This is a genomic window from Pseudomonas sp. Root71, from assembly GCF_001429045.1.
In the GTDB taxonomy this organism is placed as follows: Bacteria; Pseudomonadota; Gammaproteobacteria; order Pseudomonadales; family Pseudomonadaceae; genus Aquipseudomonas; species Aquipseudomonas monachiensis.
Window position 1 is genome coordinate 345,721 of the sequence record NZ_LMHY01000028.1, and the last position, 21,885, is coordinate 367,605.

Genomic DNA, 21,885 nt, shown 5'->3' on the forward strand with positions numbered 1-21,885 from the left:
CGAATACACCGGTAAATGTCCGGGTAATGGCGCTCGGTAGATTACAAATGTAGCCGGTTTGTGCGGCGATGAATGGATTCGTTGATTCAGGCTCGAAGGCGTCCATCACGTCCTCGCTGAAAGGGGAAGCCTCGTATGGACGACGTCATGAAAGCGATAAATGAGCTATACCCGCTAATTCCCCCCCCTTGCAGTTCTTCAACCCAGGAGTTTGGCAATGAAGCTCAGAACCTCACTGGCAGCACTCATGGTTGCGGCAAGCCTTTTCGGCTGCACCACTTCATCGACCCACGGCGTGAACGTCAACCTGGTCGCCACCCGGCAAAACGCCGGTCAGATCGGCACCGTCACCTTGACCGACTGGGACAAGAAAACCGGGCTCAGTTTCTTCATCAGCGGTGCTCCAATGGGGGTTACCCTGCCCCTGCGCCTTTACTCGTTCATCAATAACGGCACCTGCCAGCAACCCGGGTCAGTCGCCTACGCGATGAACGACACCGTCAACACCGAAGCCCAACCCGTACGCGGCTGGTCTTTTACCCGGACCGCGCCTGTGCCGTTGCAAACCCTGCTTGACGGCAAGTATTCGGTGGTCGTGCGAACGGCTCCGACCGATGGCAACGTCGATATCTTTTGCGGGGATATCAAGGCAACAGAGCCGGTGAAATAGCCGCGGCCCTTGCAAGCCGGCCCACGCCCGAGTACCGCTCGCGCCACCGGTTGTCCGGTGCGAGCGGTGGCGTCGGATGGACGGAAACGGGGGCGACGGCAACAACCGGTAACAAACCTGTCATTACTCACTGATAACGTCCAAGCGTTTTCCCGAATCGCATCCGCTCGATCTCCGATCGCCCCAGTTCCCTGTACCGGGGCTTTGCCCATCCGCTCAAGGTGCCACTTCAGGTGTACGCAAGCACGACGCGCAAGCAAATCATCATCAGGTCCGACGACATGAGCTGCGACGACTTTGGCGCGTTGTTCTCGAACCTGTTCGGCAACCTCTATAGCGACTCACCGCCGCCGCCGAAAAACATCATCATCGGCGGGGTCTACGGCCGGCATGAAGGTGTCAGTTTTCGTCGCATGCACTATCGCGGTGACTTCACGGTGGCTTTTCCCGCCCCCCTTGATGAAATCACCTTTGTCATCCCCACCGCCGGCAAGATCATCTTCAACCACGTCACCGAGTCGGTCGGCTTCGCGCAGACAGGCCTGGCAATCGACAAGGCCGAGGTCCACTCGACGCGCTTTGTCGACAACCACGCACAACACGGGATTTCGATCAGCCGCCGGCTGATCACCGAGCGCCTGTCGACGCTGCTGGGTAAACCTATCCTGCAAAAGGTGCATTTCGAGCCGGTGGTGGACCTGAATGTCTTGGCCTTGCAGGGCATCCGCGCATTGATTGACCTGGCCACGGGCACCGAGTTCGACCTGCTGATCAACAGCGGTTCGCTGATGCCTTCGCGTCTTCGCGAGATGCTGGTCGATGCGGTACTGGAAGCCTGGCCGCACAACTTCACCGAAGCCCTCCGGCGCCCTTCCCCATCGATTGCGCCACGGCATGTGAAGCTCGCTGTCGAGTACATTCAGGAGCACCCCGATCACCTGGCCAGCGGCACCGAGCTGGCGCAATTGACCAACGTCAGCCTGCGCGCTTTGCAGGAAGGTTTTCAGCGTTTCATGGGCACTTCGATCGTTGCCTATCAGCGTCAGGTCCGCCTGGAGCGCGCCTTTGCCGCGCTGTCCCAGGAGGTATCGCCGTCGGTGACAGACGTGGCCTTGCAACAGGGCTTCAGCAATGTCGGGCGGTTTTGCCAGTATTTCCAGAGTGCCTACGGCATCAGTCCCGCAGACGTGAGAAAGGGCCTGCGAGCGCGGCCGATGGCGATCAATTGAGGGGTTAGCGGGAGCACTCGCGAAAGCGGAATGTCAGCCGCCCTCTTCGTTAGCTGTGAGTCCGCCTTCGCGAGCAAGCCCGCTCCCACACTTTGATCGGTATCGAACACAAATCCGGTGTACGACAAAAAACCACTGTGGGAGCGGGCTTGCTCGCGAAGGCGGAGTGACATTCAACATCTACGTCGACTGACACGACCACTTCGCGAGCAGGCTCACTCCCACAGATTGCCTCAACTGATCGTCAGAACAGATAACTGGCCTTCAGCCCGCCATTGAAGCCGTGGCTATCGCCGCCACCACTGGCGCCGACTTCTGCCCCCACGCTCCACGGACCAAGGTTGGCCATGACGTTGACGCCACCGGTGAACTGGTCACGGTTGTCGAAGGCGGCTTGCTGTTCGATGTCCAGGCCCAGCAGTTGCCCTTCGCTGTCGACCTCATGGTCACCCAACACATGCTCGTAGCCCACTTGCAGGCCCGGCACCACTTGCCAGGCACCGAGGCTGACAGGCGCAAAGGATGCGTTGAGGTTGGCCACCGCGCTCTTGCGGGTCTCGTGGATGCCGTCGACGTCCAGGGCCAGTTCGCTGCCTTTTTCCTGGAAACCCGACAGGTTGACGTGACTGATCCGCACGCCGAGGCTCGGTTCGAGGGTCACGCCATTCACCGGTACACGGTAACCGAGGGCCAGGGTCGCGCCGGTGAGGTTGCCATGGCTGTCGCCCTTGGCCGTGCCCAGACCGCCGCCCAGTTCACGCTTGCTCTCGTAATCGAGATAGCCGGCGCTGGCATCGGCATCCACAAACAGGCCGCGCTCCAGGCCGTTCGGGGCAAAGCGTGCGCCGACGCTGAAGAAGGTCAGGTCAGTATCGGCCTCGCCACCTGCGCCACCGACATTGCCGCTGCTGTAGCCAAAGCCGGCATGGGCGCTGAGCTGTTCGGAAAAGCGCTGGGTCAGGCCGATCATCATGCCCTGGCTATGCTCGTTGCTGCTGGAGGCCTGGGAGGAACCATCGGTGCCCAGATACCCCGCCAACGCGGTGCTCCACAGGCGATATTGCCCGGCCTTGAGGTCGATTCCGCTGGTGAACGGCGCGGCGGCCTGTTCGATCATCGCGCCCTGGCGCAGCAGGTAGCTGGCGGCGTCGGCGTGCACCTGACCGCCGACGGTGGACTCCACGCCCCCGAGGCTGCGGGCATCGATGGCCGACTGCAGGTAGTAGTTGTAGGCGCTGTAGGTGCCCGACAGGTTGCTGTTCTGCAGTTGCTGCAACAACTGCGCGCCGGCCGCGGCGTTGCCAGCCAGGTCCGCCGCGCCCGGCAGGCTGTTGTAGAACACCATCTTGCCGCGCAGCACGTAGATGGTTTCCTGGGACAGGCCGAGGCCTTCCTTGAGGTAGTTATCCATCGTGCCGTACTGCGCGCTCACCTCGTCCAGGCCGGCTTGCAGGTAACTGGCCTCCACACCGATCAGCGGTCCATAGATGGTCGCCAGGTTCGGTGGCAACGCCGCCAGGGTCGCCCTCATACGCGCGGCGGTGTAGTCGTTGGTCGCCAGGTAGTTGCTCATGATGGTGGCATCGTCGAGCCCGGCGATGCTTTGCAGCACAGCGGCGGTCCAGCCCGTGCGGTCCTTGCCGGCGGTGCAGTGGAACAGCGCCGCGCCGTCGACCGTGGCCAGCTCATTGAACAGCTGGTTGAACTCGCTGCGCATCCCAGCGTTGCGGACGAAATCCCGGTTGGTGTCCTGCATCATGGCGGTGGCTTCGGCGGCGCTGTGGAACGCGACGTTGGTGACGTTCGCGCCCGACGTGGAGCCGCCGATGATGTCGATGTTGGTGTACGTCGCACCCGCGGGCATCGTGTCGGGCGTAGCGGCGATTTCGGTTGGCGTGCGCAAGTCGTAGACCGCCTTGATGCCCAGGCCGTTGAGGGTCGCCAGATCCGCCGCCGATGGCGTCAGCGCGTTGGAGCGGTAAAACACCCCGCCCCGCATCGTGCCGTCATTGGCCGTGGTGTACGCGGTGGTGAGACCGGCGACATCGCGCAAGTTATCGATGCTCTTCAGGCGTGGGGTGTTGAGGGGGACAGTCTCGGCAGCCTGGGCGGCAGCGATGGACAGGCTCAAAACAGACAGCGAACACACAAGTCGTTGGAACACAGTGCAGCCTCATTGAAATCGCGTTGGGCTGACTAATATCTACATTGAAATGGCGCTGAACATGACAAATCGCCCGCGTACGCAAATCACTGCGCGATGTGTCCAGGTGGCTCGTTTTCTGTCCGTGTAATGCCTGTTGTGCTGGCGGGGAACAAGCTGCGCGGTGGTCGCCGATCAATTTCCAGGCATAAAAAAACCCGCCTTGCAGCGGGTTTTTTGCTTTTTTAGAAACTGATCTGTCGCCGCGAACTCAATGGGTTTTTTTCGAGGTCGACAGCCCGGCTTTACTCAAGCCTTTGGTGTTGTGCTCACCCGGCGTCGAGGCCGAAATGGCCGTGGCCTTGGCGACGCCACGAGTATCCTTGGAATGGGCGATGCCCGAGGTCGTGCTGCCATGACCGCTGTCATCGTTGCGCGCACTGCCGTAGTGGTTTCCGCTCAGGCCATGGTCGCGCACGGATTTGCCAGCATGGTCGCTGTCCAGCCCGTTGCCGCGGCCGTTACTGCCGGAGTGGCCGGTACCGGCGTGTCCGCCACCCATGCCGCCGCCGTGACCTGCGCCGTTTCCGCCACCATTACCACCGCCGTTACCGCCGCCATTTCCACCGCCGCCACCGCCGCCGTTTCCGCCGCCACCGCCACCGCCACCGCCACCGCCGTCCTTCGCGTATGCGGAGCCCATGATCGACAGGCCATCAGGCAGCAAAGGGGCGGCTGCAAGCATCATGGCGCATGACATTACAGCAACGAGACTCTTGTTTTTAAAAAGCATGATTGCTTCCATAGGAGGTTGATATCGCGTTAGGTATGACGCGATATCCCTCCAACAGTTCAAGTACCACGACAAACGGCTGGAGCACTTTGAATCAGCGGGAAGACTACCTTCCACACGTCAATCAAACGCACCGTCGAGAATTTCATAGACAAGCCCGGTGGCCAGCGCAACCAGGATCAGGTCCGTGCCGACTTGCTGCCATTCGTAGCCATCATAGTGGGGCAGCCTGCCGACGAGTCGGCCATCGAGTTTTTTGGCGATACCGGGTGGAAGTGGCTTGCCTCGGGCAAGGTTCTTCTGAATACCCGGTGGCAAGTCAGGCCCTGGGCTCCAGTAGCCCGTATTCACCCCAATGATCTCGAGCACGCTGCCACGGTTGATGCTCGGGCCATTGCTCCAGTCCCCGCCGCCGCCGGAATTCTTGTTCTTGTTGCCATGACCACCCTGGTTGCCCTGGCCCTGGTTGCCCTGGCCCTTGTTGCCTTGGTTGCCATGGGTGACTTTCCCGCTACCCTGGCCATTACCGGGATCAGCCAGCGCCGTCACCGAGCCGCAGACCAGAGCCAAACAGGTAACAGCTGCAATCAATGATCGAGTCCTGAACATGATTCATTCCTTCGTCGTGGGGAATATTCCCTGAATATTTAGATGTTATAGACGAAGTTGGTTCCATCAAGTCACCAACCGCCAAACCGTCTACGCTCATCCGATCGAAGCCTTGCAGGCGTTTGCCGGAGGATGGGGCTTGTCAATTATAGGCATCTCACTGCGCTTGCTCATCACACAGCCCTGACATCCGAAAAACATGCCAGTACCAACGTGGCCGCCACTGCACTCATCAAGAACGCGTTGCGACGCTTCGACGTGAATCCACGCTTGATACGTCGCAGATACTTCAAAGCGTGGCGCTGTTTCCCGATTGTTACCTCAGCGGCGCAGTTGTCACTTCTGCGCCGCCGAACGGGCCAATAGAGTATGGCCGTCGGTGTGGAACAGGGTCGTCGACTTGTCGGCCCGCGCTTGCACCGATCCCCCCATCACGGAAGAGGTGAATCATGAGTTTCGTCAAAGTGGAAAAAAACCAGAGCAGCGCCCCGTCGGATGCCGACATGAAAAAAGCCATGTTCGAGGCGGGCGGCAAGCCGGACGAGGTCACCGGGACCAATGCCGCCCGCACCCTGACCTACACCGGCGTGGTCAATCACACGGTGTACGAGAACAAGCTGATCGAGATCGCCAAGGGCAAACGCACCAGCTGGAACTTCGTCTGGGCCGATGCCCGGGCCGCCTGAGGTCAAGGCGGGGCGGTCGATCGGCTGCCCCGCTGGCTCAGCCCCTGATACAACCCCGATACCCGCTTGTAACACCAAGACACTTAGCCGCCCTGCCCCTCGACCCTAGAGTGAAGCCGTCAATGGACTGCAGCGCCAAGCGCCAGCAGCCCATTACTTGCCCAACACACCACCAAGGAAGAGGGAAACCATGAGCAAATCAATCGCTGTCAGCCAACAGAGCCAGCAGCTTCACAATGATGTGCAAGAAGCCGTCAAGTCGATCATGGGTGCAACGCAACTGAAGGCGTCAGATTACGGCCGGGTACTGAGGTCGGCCCTGGCGGCTTCGCAAAAAACCGTCACCATCGAAATCGCCGCCGGAGACCTGACGCTGCTGAAGAAGTCCGGCTACAAGCTGTGCTTTGCGAAGAAGGTAGGTGACGCCGACTACAACGTGGTCTGGCAGTCCTATGACGCGTACCTGAGCAACAACGAGTTCAGCTGGACGCCGCAGTATCAGCTGTTCGCCTCCAACGTGTTCAAGGAAAACGTGCAAGTCAAAGTCTCGACCAACATCGTCAACATTGGCCTGGGGCAAACCTCGACACTTGATGAAAGCGGCCTGCTGAGCCCGGCGGTAACCGGTGGCCCGGACACTTCCCTGACTTTCGTGAACAACTACGCGCCGATTCATCCGGGGGTCAACCAGTTGTCCACCGGTATCGATGGCAATCAGGTCAGTACGCCAATCTACGTGGCCGTAAACCAGGTCGTCACCGGCAATACCGTGCTGACGCCGGTGGAAACCATCCTCGTGTGGTTCGAACAGAACGTACAGACCAGCACCATGTTCAGTACCTCACGCTCCAAGGCGATCGAAATCGACCTGACGTTCGATAACACCGCAGCTCGCCTTTACGAAGGCGGTCAGTGGAAAACCGTGTAACCGTCATGCCGGGGCAACCTTGCGGTTGCCCTTTCACTCCTCTTTGCCCGTCGTGGCGAAGTAGCCCGTCAGCGAGCGACAGATCGACTGCGCGAGGTCCTCCTGGGTGGCGATGCCATAGGGGCGATCACGATCGAACTGCGCCGACCAGCGAATCCGCCCCTGCGCCACATCCACCAGGCGCAATGACGCTCGCACCCGCGAAGGCTCGACCCGCACGCTGCCCTCCAGGCAATAGCTGTAACGCCCGCCACGCTTGAAGTCCGGTACCGGCTCGCTGTTGCGTGCCACCCGCATCAACACATGATTGGTCCCGGTCTGCGCCTGCTCGAACGACTCGAACAATCGGCAGCTCAACTCCTCGCACAAGCCCCGGGTAAAGTCATCGCCATCGCGGGTGAGGCAGGTAAACGGCTGGATCTGGACCACCGGATGGCGAGTGCCGACGCCCTTGGGCCGCAGCCGCTGATAGGTCAAGCGATAACACCCGGGTGGAATGCACAAACGCACCGAGTCCTGCTGGCCGTTGCCGGCGTAATGCGCTGCGAGCTTGCGCCGCAAGCGCCCCACCTGCACTCGCACCACCGGATCGTCGCCCGTGCAATACACTGCCGGGTCACGACGAAACACCGCGATGCCGATGGCGTGTTCGGTCAGCGGCGTTTTGCAAGCCTGAAGGTCGTGCTCGACCAGAAAGCGCAACAAACTGCCCATGCGCCTGGACTTGGCAAACAACGGGCTGACCAGCAACAGCGCCAGCACCCGCTCGATTTCTTCCCGATCGAGCGGCTCGGGAACCCCCGCCGCAGTCGGATCGGCCATGCTTTTGATCACCATCGCCTGCCTCCGTGCAGGTTGCCGACAGGAATGGATGTCGCACTCCGTGATAACCCTTGCAGCGTGAGCAGGAATGGGGCTCGGGCACTGCAACGACCAAGCGTAGCAGCCGTGTTGATATCGGCAGGCAATTGCGATGGTAGCAACCCGCCATCCGACGAACGTTCAATTTTGACGTCTGAATAATTTGTAGGAATTTACCCCCCGTGACGAGGGAGCTTGCTCCCGCTGGGCTGCGAAGCAGCCCTCATCCCTTGCAACTCATTTCCTCAGACACACCGCAGCGCCCGGTTTTACGGCGCCGGAGCCGCCGAGCGGGAGCAAGTTCCCTCGCCACAGGGGGCTTTTGGCGTCCTACAGGCCGGTTGCAGCCGTCGAAATCCATGCCTAATGTGCGCCGGTCGCTGACTTGAGTTGGCGATTGGGTTTCGCAGCCCTGTAGAAGAAGGAACACAGCTAAATGGCAACTGTGGCAAAATTTGCCGCCGTTTCGTTTTATGGCGGCTGTGTGTGGGAGACCTTCGGGTCTGCCGGCTTGACTCTTCTCCGGTCTGCGAACCCGCACATAGCTGCCACCCATTTGTTTCGCAGCAAAAGGTGGCACTTCACGAACCTTTGAAGAGTTCTACCTTATGACAATGCAAAATCCGCCTCGCCGCTTCACCCCCATGAAACAAATCGCAACCAGCTACCCCGTCCTCCTCATCGACAGCGACGCCCCGCTGCGCGAACTCCACAACTGCGCCGCCGAACGTCTCAACGCCGTCCTGCAATACCTCAACCTCATGGCCTGCACCAGCCTCCCCGACTACGCCGAAAACGACATCAACACCGTCACCAACATTTCGCGGATTCTGCTTCAGGATGTGCGGGATGTGTTTGGGGTGATCGAGCAGCGAGGGTTTGAGGGGCCGAAGAAGCAGTGATATTTTTCAAGCACAAAAAACCCGCATTTCTGCGGGTTTTTGTTGCTCGCTCAAAATCTCACTTTTTGCTTTTCAACCGACGACCGCACTCAGACTAAAGAAATGAAACCGAGCAGCGGAAACGATATCGACTGAACTATTCAGCCATGATCGCCTGATATTCCTTCTGGTACTCAGCGTAAGGGAGCTTTTTGTCCATCAAAGCCTTCACTCGCGCTTCCTTGTACTGAGCAGGCGTCAGCATTCCAACCGGTACAGACGACTGCGAAGACGCTGAAGCCTGGTTTGGTGGTGTGATATTTCCAATGCATTGATACTTGACGATCATCTGCCCGGCGTTGCAATTACCCCAGCCATCTCTTGACTGACAATTCTGGGTTTGACCACCGAAGGGTTCTGCGCGCTCGTAACCCCACACCGCACATTTGCTGTTTGCAATCGACTCAGCCTGCTTGTAATCAACGACCGGAGTCTCGAAAGGTTTGAAGTCGTAAGCCATATCGATCGAGCCATCCGCTCGGCTCCCGCCGGTTGCGTAAAATTCTTTACGACTGGAACAACCCGTTACTACAACGGCCAACATGACCAGAAGAAGTAGCTTGCGCATGAGAAGAAATCCTTTTGAGGTGCAAGAAGCGCAATGATGGCAATACGCCTTCTCTCTGTCCACAAAAACGATTTCCGGATGGACGATCAACAACGACGGAAATTTGCGGCCAAACAATGATCGTTGAATCCCTGATCATAAACTCGCCGGTGTATTAGCAGCACACTGCTCACGACCCTCATCCGGCGCAGTTCCTGCACTGATCAGCGCCCGAGACGCACAAAAGCGGTTTTTTGAAAAACGTCTAAAAAATTCATCTCCCCCGCCGATTCATTTAGACTCGGCCGCTGGCTCATGGGGCCATGACCAAGCCCTATTACGGATATCCAAGACAGCCCGTCATGAAAAAAATAATCAGCTATTTGCGAAACAGTTACTGGAAAAGATGGATTCGCAAACACAAATGCAAAGTGGCGGGCGGTTTATTGTCACTGCACAAAAGAACGACACTGACCATTGAAGAAGGCGTGACGCTTGGGAATGTGGTCATAGAATCAAAAAAGCTGGAGATCGGCGCGCATACCTATATCCGCAGTGACTGCTTCCTTTCGGCGGTCTCCTCCATTGGCAGGTTTTGTTCCATTAGCAGCAGCTGTTTTATCGGCCAGCAAAAGAGCTCGCATCCGTTGGACTGGCTCAGTTCACATCCCTTTCAATATACCGACACGGCGCTGGTTTACGACCCGGAGGTTGCGGACATCACGATCGGGCATGACGTCTGGATCGGCCATAGCGCGATGATCCTGGAAGGCGTGACCATTGGCACCGGCGCGGTCATCGCAACCCGCGCCCTGGTTGCCCATGACGTGCCACCGTACGCCATTGTTGCCGGCACCCCGGCAAAAATTGTCAGGTATCGGCACACACCCGAGTTGATCGAGGCGCTGATCAACAGCAAGTGGTGGGATGTCGATGTCGAGGTACTCAAGACATTACCGCTCAATGATCCGCAAGCCACCTTGGCTCTGTTGGACACCCTGCAGAAAGAAAACCGCGCCAACTACCAACAGATCGAGATAACCCGCAAAGGGTGCAGTGTTTCCTCTTGAGCAGCGGGAATGACCAGCGCTGCACTTCAAGATGCCAGGCCATAACCAGATTCGAGTGATAAAAAAACCCGCATCAGATGCGGGTTTTGACGGTTGGTTGCTGATGAACCCTGCCTGTAAAGCGGTTATCAGAAGTTCGCCGGTGTGTTGGCGCTGATGATTTCCGCCTCATCCGCCCCGATGTTGCGAAACCGGTGCGGCAAGGTCGTCGGGAAGTAATAGCCATCCCCGGCGTTGAGCACGCTCACCTGGCCATCCACGGTCAACTCCACGGTGCCCCGGGTCACCAACCCACACTCCTCGCCTTCGGAATGCACGATCGGCTCTTCGCCAGAGCTTGCACCCGGTGCGTATTGCTCGCGCAGCAAGCGCATCTGCCGGCTTGGCACGGACGCGCCGATCAGCAGCAGGCGCAGGCCATGGCGACCGAGGTCGGGCTGTTCGTTGGCACGGAAGACGTACTGGTGTTCGCGCGGTGGCTGATCGAAGGTGAAGAAGTCGGCCAGGGACATGGGGATGCCCTCCAGCAATTTCTTCAGGGAGCTGACGGAAGGACTGACCCGATTCTGTTCGATCAGGGAGATGGTTGCATTGGTGACGCCGCTACGCCGGGCCAGCTCGCGCTGGGACAGTTTGTAGCTTTCGCGTACTAATTTGAGTCGTGAGCCCGTGTCCATGACAGCCTTATGTGCGTGCTACTTAAGGGTAATGGGGGTGGAGTGCAGGCGCGGATCACGCCGTTTTCCGGTCCCGGAAACGTGAAAGGCGGCTATTAAATCACGTTTGTTCATAATGCTCAGCAGGTTCGATAAACGGCTGAAGAAAACAACCTGTTGGTGATATTTCTGAGTTAAGTCACAAGACCTGTGGGAGCAAGCTCGCTCCCACAGGGGATTTGGTGTTTCTGGTATTAAAAAGCCGGCGGCACCCTTTGGGGAGATGCCGCCGGCGAGGTAAAGCTTAGATGCCGAAACGGTCACGCAGCGAGTAGTACACGGCGCCCAGGGCGGTCAACGGCGCCGAGAAGGTGCGCCCGCCGATCATCGGCATGTGCGGCAGCGAGGCAAACGCATCGAAGCGCTCGGCGTCGCCACGGATCATTTCCGAGATCAGTTTGCCGGCCAGGTGCGAACAGGTCACGCCGTGGCCGCTGTAGCCCTGCATGTAGTAGGCGTTCTTCTCGATACGGCCGAATTGCGGCATGCGCGACATGGTCAGCAGGAAGTTGCCGGTCCAGCGGTAATCGATCTTCACGTCCTTCAATTGCGGGAAGGTCTTGAGGATCTTCGGGCGGATCAGTTGGTCGATGTCGTCCGGCTCGCGCGCCCCGTAGACCACGCCACCGCCATAGAGCAGGCGGTTGTCAGCAGTGAGGCGGTAGTAGTCGAGCAGGTAGTTGCAGTCTTCGACGCAGTAGTTGTTCTTGATCAGGCTGCGGGCCTGTTGCTGCGACAACGGCTCGGTGACGACGATCTGCGAACCGCACGGCATGCTCTTGCTGGTCACGCGGTTGTCCAGGCCCTGCGGCAGGTAGGCGTTACCGGCGATCAGCAGGTACTTGGCCTTGACCACGCCTTTTGCCGTGCGCACGGTGATGGGCTCGCCGTAGGTGATTTCCACCGCCGCCGATTGCTCGTAGATCTTGCCGCCCAGGCCGATGATGGCCGAAGCCTCGCCGAGTGCCAGGTTCAGCGGGTGAATGTGGCCGCCCTGCATGTCCAGCAGGCCGCCGACATAGGCTTCGGAACCGACTTCGCGCTTGATGTCGGCCGCGTCGAGCATTTTCAGGTTCTTGTTGCCGTAGCGTTCCCAGCTCTTCTTCTGCTCGGCCAGGCCCTTGAGTTGTTTCTTGTTCATCGCCGCGAAGATACCGCCTGGGCGGTAGTCGCACTGGATGTCGTAGTGCTGTATGCGCTGACGGATGATGTCGGCGCCTTCGAAAATCATGCTGCCGAGGATTTCGGCAGTCTTGTCGCCGTAGCGCTCTTCGATGACATCGACGTCGCGGCTGTAGGAGTTGACCAACTGGCCGCCATTGCGACCGCTGGCGCCGAAGCCGACCTTGGCTGCTTCGAGCACGGTCACGCTGTAGCCCGCTTCAGCGAGGAACAGGGCCGAGGACAGGCCGGTGTAGCCGGCGCCGATCACGCAGACGTCGCAGTCCACCGCCCCTTCCAGCACCGGGAAATCGCCGGTGAAGTTGCGGGTGGCGGCGTAGTAGCTGTTTACATGCTGTTGTGTTGAAGAGTTCTGTTTCATACGTTTCTCCGATGGCCGCCGACAGAGCCGGCGACCGTCGCTTTATTGTTATCAGAGCTTGATCCAGGTCGCTTTGAGTTCGGTGTACTTGTCGAACGCGTGCAGCGATTTGTCCCGACCGTTACCCGACTGCTTGAACCCGCCGAACGGCGCGGTCATGTCGCCGCCGTCGTACTGGTTGACCCAGACGCTGCCGGCACGCAGGCCACGGGCGAAGGTGTGGGCCTTGCTCAGGTTGCTGGTCCACACGCCGGCGGCCAGGCCGAAGATGCTGTCGTTGGCAATTGCCAGGGCTTCTTCAGCAGTGTCGAAGGTGATGACCGACAGCACCGGGCCGAAGATTTCTTCCCGGGCAATAGTCATGGCGTTGGTCACGCCGTCGAAAATCGTCGGTTCCACGTACTGGCCACCGGTGTCTTCGAGGGTGCGGCTGCCGCCCGCGATCAGTTCGGCGCCCTGCTCTTTGCCGATGCCGATGTAGCGCAGCACGTTGTCCAGTTGACGCTGGTCCACGACCGCGCCGACGGTGGTCGCAGGATCGAGCGCGTGGCCCGGTTTCCAGGCTTGCAGGGCTTCCACCAGCAATGGAATGAACTGCTCGCGGATCGAACGCTCCACCAGCAGGCGCGAACCGGCGGTGCAGACTTCGCCCTGGTTGAAAGCAATGGCACCGGCCGCGGCTTGTGCGGCGACGCGCAGGTCCGGCGCATCGGCGAACACCACGTTGGCGCTCTTGCCCCCGGCTTCGGCCCAGACGCGTTTCATGTTGCTCTGCCCGGCATAGATCATCAGTTGCTTGGCGATCGCCGTGGAGCCGGTGAAGGCCAGCACGTCGACGTCCATGTGCAATGCCAGCGCCTTGCCCACGGTGTGGCCATAGCCCGGCAGGACGTTGAACACGCCTTTGGGGATGCCGGCATCCAGCGCCAGTTGCGCGATGCGGATCGCGGTCAGCGGGGACTTTTCCGAAGGTTTGAGGATGAACGAGTTGCCCATCGCCAGGGCCGGGGCGAATTTCCAGCTGGCCATGATCAGCGGGAAGTTCCACGGCACGATGGCCGCGACCACACCGACCGCTTCGCGGGTCACCAGGCCAAGCTGATCCTGGGGCGTGGCGGCGACTTCGTCGTAGATCTTGTCGATGGCTTCGGCGGTCCAGCGGATCGCGTTGGCGGTCGCCGGAATATCGATGCTCATGGAGTCGCTGATCGGCTTGCCCATGTCGAGGGTTTCGAGCAGGGCCAGCTCTTCCTGGTTGGCCAGGATCAGATCGGCGAAACGGATCAGGATGCGCTTGCGCTCGGCCGGGGCCAGGTTGGCCCACACGCCGGATTCGAAGGTGCGACGCGCCACGGCGACCGCCGCATTGGCGTCGGCTTCGTCGGTGCTGGCGACGTTCGCCAGGAAACGACCGTCCACGGGGCTGATGCATTCGAACGTCGCGCCGCTGGCGGCTGCGCAGTACTGGCCGTCAATGAATGCGCGACCTTCGATGGTTAGGGACTGGAAGCGCTGCTCCCAATCGCTGCGAGTGTTTGTCATGGTTGTGACTCGACGCAGGGGAATAGGTGATCGTCGGGCCGAATGCCCTCAATCAAAAACTTGAAACCCGATCCCTGTAGGAGCTGCCGAAGGCTGCGATCTTTTGATCTTAAAAGCAAAAGTCAAAAGATCGCAGCCTTCGGCAGCTCCTACAGGGGTAGTCACCCGCCATCAAGGGTGTGGCGGGTAGCTGCCAATCAGACCGTGTGCAAGTACCAGTTGTACTCAAGGTCCGAGATGGAGTTCTCGAACTCGGCCAGCTCGCTTTCCTTGCACGCCACGAACACGTCGATGTACATCGGGTCGATGTAGCGCGCCATGACTTCGCTGTCGTCCAGCTCGCGCAGGGCGTCGCGCAGGTTGTTCGGCAGGCTCTGCTCGTTCTGCTCGTAGCTGTTGCCTTCCACCGGGGCGCCCGGCTCGATCTGGTTGGTCAGGCCGTGGTGCACGCCCGCCAATACCGAAGCCATCAGCAGGTACGGGTTGGCATCGGCGCCCGCTACGCGGTGTTCGATGCGCACCGAGTCCGGCGAACCGGTCGGTACACGCACGGCCACGGTGCGGTTGTCGATGCCCCAGCTCGGCGAGTTCGGCACGTAGAACTGAGCGCCGAAACGACGGTACGAGTTGACGTTCGGGCAAAGGAACGCCATCTGCGCCGGCAGGGTCTCGAGCACACCGCCGATCGCGTGTCGCAGCGCGGCGTTCTGCTCGGGATCCTCGCTGGCAAAGATGTTGTTGCCTTCTTTGTCGAGAATCGAAATGTGCACGTGCAGACCGTTACCTGCCTGGCCCGGATACGGCTTGGCCATGAAGGTGGTGTCCATCTCGTGGTCGTAGGCGATGTTCTTCACCAGACGCTTGAGCAGGACGGCGTAGTCGCACGCCTTGATTGGGTCAGCCACGTGATGCAGGTTGACTTCGAATTGCGCCGGGGCGCTTTCCTTGACGATGGCGTCAGCCGGGATGCCCTGCTCTTTCGCGCCTTCGAGGATGTCTTGCAGGCAGTCGACGTATTCGTCGAGGTCGTCGATCAGGTACACCTGGGTCGACATCGGACGCTTGCCGGAAACCGGCGAACGCGGCGATTGCGGACGACCGTTCACGTTGTCCTGGTCGATCAGGTAGAACTCCAGCTCGAACGCGGCGCAGATGGTCAGGCCCAGGTCGTCGAACTTGCGCACGATATTGGCCAGTACTTCACGCGGGTCGGCGAAGAACGGCTGGCCTTCGATTTCGTGCATGGTCATCAGCAGTTGCGCGGTCGGGCGCTTCTGCCATGGCTCGATGCTGAGGGTGCCGGGGATCGGGTAGCAGATCCGGTCGGCATCGCCGATGTCCAGACCCAGGCCGGTGCTTTCCACCGTGGAACCATTGATGTCCAGAGCGAACAGAGACGCCGGCAGGTTGATGCCTTTCTCGTAAACCTTATGAAGACTGGTGCGTTCGATGCGCTTACCGCGCACCACACCGTTCATATCCGCAATCAGAAGGTCGACGTACAAAACCTCAGGATATTTCTTAAGGAATGCGTTTGCTTCGTTGAGTTGAACGGTACGCAGAGGGACCGACATGATGCACCTATTTTTTACTGTTAATTATTATGTTCACCGCCCTTTCACGAGCCCAGTCAATCCGAAAGGCAAAGTGAAGTCAATAGCGAACACCTGGCCTTTCAACGTTTATTTTCGGGCCTCTCAGGGGGACGAGAGTGCCAGATACGCCCTCAAACACGCGTAAATCCTGAAGATCGGACGTGCGGCGTTTAGAATTTTTTACATGAGAGTTGTTAATTAAAATCAACAAGGCTAAGCTCCGGAAAAGCTCGTTCAAGTGTGAAACTTCGAGGTGATAAAAATGGCATTCAAGCCATTGATCGGCGTTACTGCATGCGTCAAACAGATTGGCCTGCACCCCTACCACATCAGCGGTGACAAGTACTTGCGTGCTGTCAGCGTTGCCGCGCTGGGGCTGCCTGTCGTTATTCCTTCCTTAGGCGACCTGACCGACATCGAGGACCTGCTGCCGCAGCTCGACGGTCTGTTGCTGACCGGCTCGCCGTCGAACGTGGAACCCTTCCACTATCAAGGCCCCGACAGCGCCCCCGGCACGGATCACGATCCGGCGCGGGATGCCACCACCCTTCCGCTGATCCGCGCCGCTATTGCAGCGGGCGTGCCGGTGCTCGGCATCTGCCGTGGCTTCCAGGAAATGAACGTGGCGTTCGGCGGCAGCCTGCATCAGAAGGTCCATGAGCTCCCGGGCTTGCTCGACCATCGCGAGGCCGACCATCCGGACCTGGCCGTGCAATACGCTCCCGCTCACGGGGTGAATGTGCAGCCGGGCGGTGTGTTCGAAGCGCTGGACCTGCCTGCGGTGTTCCAGGTCAACTCGATTCACAGCCAGGGCATCGACCGCCTCGCTCCCGGCCTGCGCGCCGAAGCCGTCGCGCCCGATGGCCTGATCGAGGCGATCTCGGTCGAGAACAGCAAGGCCTTTGCCCTCGGCGTGCAATGGCACCCGGAATGGCAGGTGCTGAGCAACCCTCCTTATCTGAGTATTTTCCAGGCGTTCGGCGAAGCCTGCCGGCAACGGGCGGCGCTGCGTCACTCGAGCTGACGAACTGATACCCACATTCAACGATTAACTGCCCAACGCGAGCGGGCAGGCGCTTTTGCGTGCCCCGCTCGCGAAAACAACACACTGCAATAACAACAAGTACGACCAGGCAGCCAGGATGGCGGCGCCGAATAAACCCGAGCGGTATGGGTGAGTTCGATCAGCAAACGCAAATCCCTGTGGGAGCGAGCTTGCTCGCGATAGCGATGTGTCAGGTGACATCAATGTCGATTGTGCCGGCCTCATCGCGAGCAAGCTCGCTCCCACAGGGTCTGCGTTCTGACCGAAGTCCCCGATACGGGTTTGCAATCCACTATTAAGCCGGGCCGTGTTGGCCGGGCGACTGAAACCTGTTGGGAGTTTCACATGGCAAACGCCTCCAGCATCTACAGGAAGGCTCTTGAGGGTCACCAGGCACCGAAAAAGGTGTTGGTGAAAATCGATCGCGTCACCAAGAAGTTCGACGAAACCACCGCCGTGGACGATGTGTCCCTGGAAATCCACCAGGGCGAAATCTTCGCCCTGCTCGGTGGTTCCGGTTCCGGCAAATCGACCCTGCTGCGCATGCTCGCCGGTTTCGAGCGCCCGACCGAGGGCCGGATTCTGCTCGACGGCGTCGACATCACCGACATGCCGCCGTACGAACGACCGATCAACATGATGTTCCAGTCCTACGCGCTGTTCCCGCACATGACGGTGGCGCAGAACATCGCCTTCGGCCTCAAGCAGGACCGTTTGCCAGCGGCCGAAATCGACGCCCGGGTGCAGGAGATGCTGCGCCTGGTGCACATGACCCAGTACGCCAAGCGCAAGCCGCACCAGCTGTCCGGCGGCCAGCGTCAGCGCGTGGCCCTGGCCCGTTCCCTGGCCAAGCGTCCGAAGCTGCTGCTGCTCGACGAACCGATGGGCGCCCTGGATAAAAAGCTGCGCTCGCAGATGCAGCTTGAACTTGTCGAGATCATCGAGCGCGTGGGCGTGACCTGCGTGATGGTGACCCACGACCAGGAAGAGGCCATGACCATGGCCGAGCGCATCGCGATCATGCACCTGGGCTGGATCGCCCAGATCGGCAGCCCGGTGGACATTTATGAAGCACCGGTCAGCCGCATGGTCTGCGAGTTCATCGGCAACGTGAACGCCTTCGACGGCACCGTGGTCGAGGACCTGGAAGGTCATGCGATCATCCACAGCCCGGACTTGGAGCAGAAGATCTACGTCGGTCATGGCGTCAGCACGTCGGTGCAGGACAAGTCGATCACCTACGCGATCCGCCCGGAAAAACTGCTGGTCAGCACCGTCAAGCCGGAGAACCGCTACAACTGGTCCGCCGGCAAAGTGCATGACATCGCCTACCTCGGTGGCCACTCGGTGTTCTACGTCGAGCTGCCCGGGGGCAAGATCGTCCAGTCGTTCATGGCCAACGCCGAACGCCGTGGTGCGCGTCCGACCTGGGACGATCAGGTCTACGTGTGGTGGGAAGACGACAGCGGCGTGGTACTGCGCGCATGAAAACCTTCAATCAGCAATTCCTGAGGTGGGTCCCCAGCGGGCGCAAGTTCGTCATCGGGATTCCGTTCATCTGGCTGTTCCTGTTCTTCATGCTGCCGTTCTTTCTGGTGATGAAGATCAGCTTCTCGGAAGCGGCCCTGGCCATTCCGCCCTACTCGGAGATCTACACCTACGCCGAGCAGAAATTCCAGCTGTTGCTCAACATCGGCAACTACACCCTGCTGGGCGAGGATGAGCTGTACCTGTCCGCCTACCTGGGGTCGTTGAAGGTGGCGTTTTTCAGCACCGTGATGTGCCTGGTGATCGGTTTCCCGATGGCCTACGCCATCACCAAGGCCAGCAAGGAAGCGCAGAACGTGCTGATGCTGCTGATCATGATGCCGACCTGGACCGCGATCCTGATTCGCGTTTATGCGTGGATGGGCATCCTCAGCAACAACGGCCTGCTCAATGGCTTCCTGATGTGGACCGGGCTGACGTCACACCCGATCGAGATCCTCAACACCAACATCGCCGTCTACATCGGCGTGGTGTATGCGTATCTGCCGTTCATGGTGCTGCCGCTGTACGCCAACCTGGTCAAGCATGACCAGAGCCTGCTGGAAGCGGCATCGGACCTGGGTTCGAGCACCTTCAACAGCTTCTGGAAAATCACCGTGCCGCTGGCCAAGAACGGCATCATCGCCGGTTGCATGCTGGTGTTCATTCCGGTGGTCGGTGAGTTCGTGATTCCGGAACTGCTGGGCGGCCCGGAAACCCTGATGATCGGCCGTGTGTTGTGGCAAGAGTTCTTCAACAACCGCGACTGGCCGGTGGCGTCCGCCCTGGCAGTGGTGATGCTGTTGATCCTGATTGTGCCGATTCTGCTGTTCAACCGCAGCCAGGCCAAAGAGATGGAGGCACGGGGATGAAACGCTTCGGATTTTCAAAGTTCATGCTGATTTTCGGCCTGTCGTTTATCTACCTGCCGATGCTGATCCTGGTGATCTACTCGTTCAACGCCTCCAAGCTGGTGACGGTGTGGGGTGGCTGGTCGTTCAAGTGGTACGCCGGTCTGCTCGACAACAGCCAGTTGATGGGCTCTGTGTTGCGCTCGCTGGAAATCGCCTGCTACACCGCGATTGCGGCAGTCGCACTCGGGACGCTGGCCGCGTTCGTCCTGACCCGCGTTACCCGCTTCAAGGGTCGCACGCTGTTCGGTGGCCTGGTCACCGCGCCGCTGGTGATGCCTGAAGTGATCACCGGTCTGTCGCTGTTGCTGCTGTTCGTGGCCATGGCGCAGTTGATCGGCTGGCCGATGGAGCGTGGCATCGTCACCATCTGGATCGCCCACACCACGTTTTGTGCCGCTTATGTGGCGGTGGTAGTCTCCGCCCGCCTTCGCGAACTGGACCTGTCCATCGAAGAAGCGGCCATGGATCTGGGTGCGAAGCCGTTCAAGGTGTTTTTCCTGATCACCATTCCGATGATCGCGCCGTCACTGGCGGCCGGCGGCATGATGTCGTTCGCCCTGTCGCTCGATGACCTGGTGCTGGCGAGCTTCGTGTCCGGCCCGGGCTCCACGACCCTGCCGATGGAAGTGTTCTCGGCGGTGCGCCTTGGGGTCAAGCCCGAGATCAACGCCGTGGCCAGCCTGATCCTGTTGGCCGTGTCGATCGTGACCTTCATGGTCTGGTACTTCAGCCGCCGCGCCGAAGCCACCCGCAAGCGCGCGATCCAGGAAGCCATGGACCAGACCGCCAGCGAATCCTGGCAGCAGCCTGAAAAGAAAATGGCGGGAGCGACAGCTTAATGTAGGAGCTGCCGCAGGCTGCGATCTTTTGATCTTGCCTTCAAAAGATCGCAGCCTCGTTGCACTCGACAGCTCCTACACAGCTCCTACACAGCGCCTACAGGATGATGGGTACCCTCCCTCGTCACAGGTTTTATGTTGATTGCAATTTTGCTTTGTGTTTTTGAATAAAAAAGAAATGGAGTTGTACCGATGAAAATGTTTGGCAGGACTCTGCTGACACTGTCCTTATTGGGCGCAATCGCCACTGGCGCCCAGGCCAATGACAAGGTTCTGCGCGTCTATAACTGGTCGGATTACATTGGCCCGGATACCGTCAAGAAGTTCGAGGACGAGACTGGCATCCAGGTGACCTACGATGTCTTCGACAGCAACGAAACCCTTGAGGCACGCCTGCTGGCAGGCAAGTCCGGCTACGACATCGTCGTGCCGTCCAACAGCTTCCTGGCCAAGCAGATCAAGGCCGGCGTCTATCAGGAACTGGACAAGACGAAGCTGTCGAACTGGAAAAACCTCAACCCGGTGCTGCTGAAAAACGCCTCCGCCAGCGATCCCGATAACGCCCACGCCATCCCGTACATGTGGGGCTCGATCGGCATCGGTTTCAACCCGCAGAAGGTCAGGGAAGTGCTCGGCGCCAACGCCCCGACCAACTCCTGGGACCTGCTGTTCAAACCGGAAAACGCCGAGAAGCTCAAAGCCTGCGGCATCAGTTTCCTCGATTCGCCGACTGAAATGATCCCGACCGCCCTGCACTACCTGGGCTACCCGGTGAACGATCAGGACAAACAGCACATCGCCGAAGCCGAGGCGCTGTTCATGAAGATTCGCCCGAACGTGGCGTACTTCCATTCCTCGAAATACATCTCCGACCTGGCCAACGGCAACATTTGCGTGGCCGTCGGTTACTCCGGCGACGTGCTGCAGGCCAAGGCCCGCGCCCAGGAAGCCGGGGACAAGGTGAAGATCGACTACAGCATCCCGAAAGAAGGCGCCGCCAGTTTCTACGACATGCTCGCCATTCCCCGCGATGCCGCCAACGTCGAGAATGCGTACCTGTTCATGAACTTCCTGATGCGCCCCGACGTGATTGCCGACATCACCAACAACATCGGCTACAGCAACGCCAACGCTGCGGCCACGCCACTGGTGGATGAAGCGATCCGCAACGATCCGGGCTCCTATCCGCCGGAAGCGGTGATGGCCACGCTCTATGCCGTGCCGGACCAGCCGATTGCCGTCCAGCGGATCATGACCCGGGGCTGGACCAAGGTGAAACTCGGCCAGTAATTCACCTGCTTTTGTAGGAGCTGCCGGAGGCTGCGATCTTTTGATCTTGAGAGTTCGTGCCGAAGCAAAATCAAAAGATCGCAGCCTCCGGCAGCTCCTACGGAGTGATGTGTTCGATCAAGTACGATGTTCAAACCTTTTCCGTTCACGCAGCGCCTTACCACCGCTGCCTCTCCTGCAAGTAGAACGGCCTCACCTGGCTCCCTCGATTCAGGTGAATTTTGGCGCCCTCGGGCGCCTTTTTTATGGTTCTTCACGCAATTCCGGGGAACACCGATACCTGTAGGAAACGGCTTGCTGGCGATGGCGGCCTCCTGGCTGGAGTATTTTATTGGTGGTGTACATATTCATTTCTGCGGTAACGGCCTCCTATGGTTCCGCTTTTACAGCGGGTTAC

General features: G+C 59.6%; 21 protein-coding genes. 12 read left to right on the forward strand and 9 right to left on the reverse strand.

What is annotated here, in order from left to right:
- The first annotated feature begins 217 nt into the window (after positions 1 to 217).
- Both ASD95_RS23920 and ASD95_RS23925 read left to right on the forward strand, forming a co-directional pair.
- Positions 218 to 670 (forward strand): hypothetical protein, encoded by a 453-nt coding sequence (locus ASD95_RS23920; RefSeq protein ID WP_056727937.1) that lies wholly within the window; start codon positions 218 to 220, stop codon positions 668 to 670.
- 281 nt (positions 671 to 951) lie between these two features.
- The gene (locus ASD95_RS23925) at positions 952 to 1,899 is read left to right on the forward strand and encodes an AraC family transcriptional regulator (RefSeq protein ID WP_236709759.1); all 948 of its coding nucleotides are present in this window, start codon (positions 952 to 954) and stop codon (positions 1,897 to 1,899) included.
- A 244-nt stretch (positions 1,900 to 2,143) separates the two neighbouring features.
- On the opposite strand, the gene ASD95_RS23930 is transcribed toward ASD95_RS23925, so the two are convergent.
- The 3 genes from ASD95_RS23930 to ASD95_RS23940 all read right to left on the reverse strand — a co-directional run bounded on the left by ASD95_RS23930 (position 2,144) and on the right by ASD95_RS23940 (position 5,444).
- Positions 2,144 to 4,063 carry a tyrosine-protein phosphatase gene (locus tag ASD95_RS23930; protein ID WP_056727941.1) on the reverse strand — a complete coding sequence of 640 codons (1,920 nt, stop codon included), beginning with the start codon at positions 4,061 to 4,063 and terminating at the stop codon, positions 2,144 to 2,146.
- Between the two features lie 250 nt (positions 4,064 to 4,313).
- Positions 4,314 to 4,835: a hypothetical protein gene (locus tag ASD95_RS29485; protein ID WP_056727942.1), complete on the reverse strand. Its 522-nt coding sequence runs from the start codon at positions 4,833 to 4,835 to the stop codon at positions 4,314 to 4,316.
- Between the two features lie 120 nt (positions 4,836 to 4,955).
- Positions 4,956 to 5,444 (reverse strand): anti-virulence regulator CigR family protein, encoded by a 489-nt coding sequence (locus ASD95_RS23940; protein WP_056727944.1) that lies wholly within the window; start codon positions 5,442 to 5,444, stop codon positions 4,956 to 4,958.
- A 449-nt stretch (positions 5,445 to 5,893) separates the two neighbouring features.
- Between ASD95_RS23940 and ASD95_RS23945 the strand changes: the two genes are divergently transcribed.
- Together ASD95_RS23945 and ASD95_RS23950 are read left to right on the forward strand one after the other, a co-directional pair.
- Positions 5,894 to 6,130 (forward strand): hypothetical protein, encoded by a 237-nt coding sequence (locus tag ASD95_RS23945; protein WP_056727946.1) that lies wholly within the window; start codon positions 5,894 to 5,896, stop codon positions 6,128 to 6,130.
- Between the two features lie 190 nt (positions 6,131 to 6,320).
- Positions 6,321 to 7,058, forward strand: coding sequence for a hypothetical protein (locus ASD95_RS23950; protein ID WP_056727948.1), 738 nt, complete (start codon positions 6,321 to 6,323; stop codon positions 7,056 to 7,058).
- 33 nt (positions 7,059 to 7,091) lie between these two features.
- On the opposite strand, the gene ASD95_RS23955 is transcribed toward ASD95_RS23950, so the two are convergent.
- A complete protein-coding gene (locus tag ASD95_RS23955) occupies positions 7,092 to 7,895 on the reverse strand; it encodes a hypothetical protein (protein WP_056727950.1) in 804 nt (267 codons plus the stop codon).
- A gap of 632 nt (positions 7,896 to 8,527) precedes the next feature.
- Here ASD95_RS23955 and ASD95_RS23960 point away from each other — a divergent pair.
- On the forward strand, positions 8,528 to 8,821 hold the full coding sequence (locus ASD95_RS23960) for a hypothetical protein (protein ID WP_056727952.1): 294 nt from the start codon (positions 8,528 to 8,530) through the stop codon (positions 8,819 to 8,821).
- 136 nt (positions 8,822 to 8,957) lie between these two features.
- Here the strand turns inward: ASD95_RS23960 and yecR are convergent, their stop codons facing one another.
- Positions 8,958 to 9,428, reverse strand: coding sequence for a YecR family lipoprotein (gene yecR / locus ASD95_RS23965; RefSeq protein ID WP_056727954.1), 471 nt, complete (start codon positions 9,426 to 9,428; stop codon positions 8,958 to 8,960).
- 341 nt (positions 9,429 to 9,769) lie between these two features.
- Here yecR and ASD95_RS23970 point away from each other — a divergent pair, with 341 nt between their 5' ends.
- Positions 9,770 to 10,477 (forward strand): CatB-related O-acetyltransferase, encoded by a 708-nt coding sequence (locus tag ASD95_RS23970; protein ID WP_082563030.1) that lies wholly within the window; start codon positions 9,770 to 9,772, stop codon positions 10,475 to 10,477.
- Between the two features lie 128 nt (positions 10,478 to 10,605).
- Here ASD95_RS23970 and ASD95_RS23975 read toward each other — a convergent pair whose 3' ends face one another.
- The 4 genes from ASD95_RS23975 to ASD95_RS23990 all read right to left on the reverse strand — a co-directional run bounded on the left by ASD95_RS23975 (position 10,606) and on the right by ASD95_RS23990 (position 15,852).
- Positions 10,606 to 11,154 carry a cupin domain-containing protein gene (locus tag ASD95_RS23975; RefSeq protein WP_007975263.1) on the reverse strand — a complete coding sequence of 183 codons (549 nt, stop codon included), beginning with the start codon at positions 11,152 to 11,154 and terminating at the stop codon, positions 10,606 to 10,608.
- A 283-nt stretch (positions 11,155 to 11,437) separates the two neighbouring features.
- Complete coding sequence (locus tag ASD95_RS23980; RefSeq protein ID WP_056727956.1) at positions 11,438 to 12,736, reverse strand: NAD(P)/FAD-dependent oxidoreductase; 1,299 nt, start codon at positions 12,734 to 12,736, stop codon at positions 11,438 to 11,440.
- A gap of 51 nt (positions 12,737 to 12,787) precedes the next feature.
- Positions 12,788 to 14,278, reverse strand: coding sequence for an aldehyde dehydrogenase (locus ASD95_RS23985; RefSeq protein WP_056727958.1), 1,491 nt, complete (start codon positions 14,276 to 14,278; stop codon positions 12,788 to 12,790).
- A gap of 197 nt (positions 14,279 to 14,475) precedes the next feature.
- Positions 14,476 to 15,852: a glutamine synthetase family protein gene (locus ASD95_RS23990; RefSeq protein WP_056727960.1), complete on the reverse strand. Its 1,377-nt coding sequence runs from the start codon at positions 15,850 to 15,852 to the stop codon at positions 14,476 to 14,478.
- 283 nt (positions 15,853 to 16,135) lie between these two features.
- Between ASD95_RS23990 and ASD95_RS23995 the strand changes: the two genes are divergently transcribed.
- The 6 genes from ASD95_RS23995 to ASD95_RS29995 form a co-directional block, all read left to right on the forward strand.
- Positions 16,136 to 16,897, forward strand: a complete 762-nt coding sequence (locus ASD95_RS23995) for a gamma-glutamyl-gamma-aminobutyrate hydrolase family protein (RefSeq protein ID WP_056727961.1) — start codon at positions 16,136 to 16,138, stop codon at positions 16,895 to 16,897.
- A gap of 366 nt (positions 16,898 to 17,263) precedes the next feature.
- Positions 17,264 to 18,406 carry a polyamine ABC transporter ATP-binding protein gene (gene potA / locus ASD95_RS24000; RefSeq protein ID WP_056727964.1) on the forward strand — a complete coding sequence of 381 codons (1,143 nt, stop codon included), beginning with the start codon at positions 17,264 to 17,266 and terminating at the stop codon, positions 18,404 to 18,406.
- Positions 18,403 to 19,317 (forward strand): ABC transporter permease subunit, encoded by a 915-nt coding sequence (locus ASD95_RS24005; protein WP_056727966.1) that lies wholly within the window; start codon positions 18,403 to 18,405, stop codon positions 19,315 to 19,317. Before potA ends, ASD95_RS24005 begins: the two co-directional genes overlap by 4 nt.
- Entirely contained in the window at positions 19,314 to 20,198 is an 885-nt protein-coding gene (locus tag ASD95_RS24010) for an ABC transporter permease subunit (RefSeq protein ID WP_056727968.1), read from the forward strand. The genes ASD95_RS24005 and ASD95_RS24010 overlap by 4 nt, the downstream gene beginning before the upstream one ends.
- A 192-nt stretch (positions 20,199 to 20,390) precedes the next feature.
- Positions 20,391 to 21,488 (forward strand): polyamine ABC transporter substrate-binding protein, encoded by a 1,098-nt coding sequence (locus ASD95_RS24015; RefSeq protein WP_056727970.1) that lies wholly within the window; start codon positions 20,391 to 20,393, stop codon positions 21,486 to 21,488.
- Positions 21,489 to 21,614: 126 nt separating this feature from the next.
- Positions 21,615 to 21,885: hypothetical protein (locus ASD95_RS29995; RefSeq protein ID WP_236709760.1), on the forward strand; the 271-nt coding region annotated here is incomplete at its 3' end.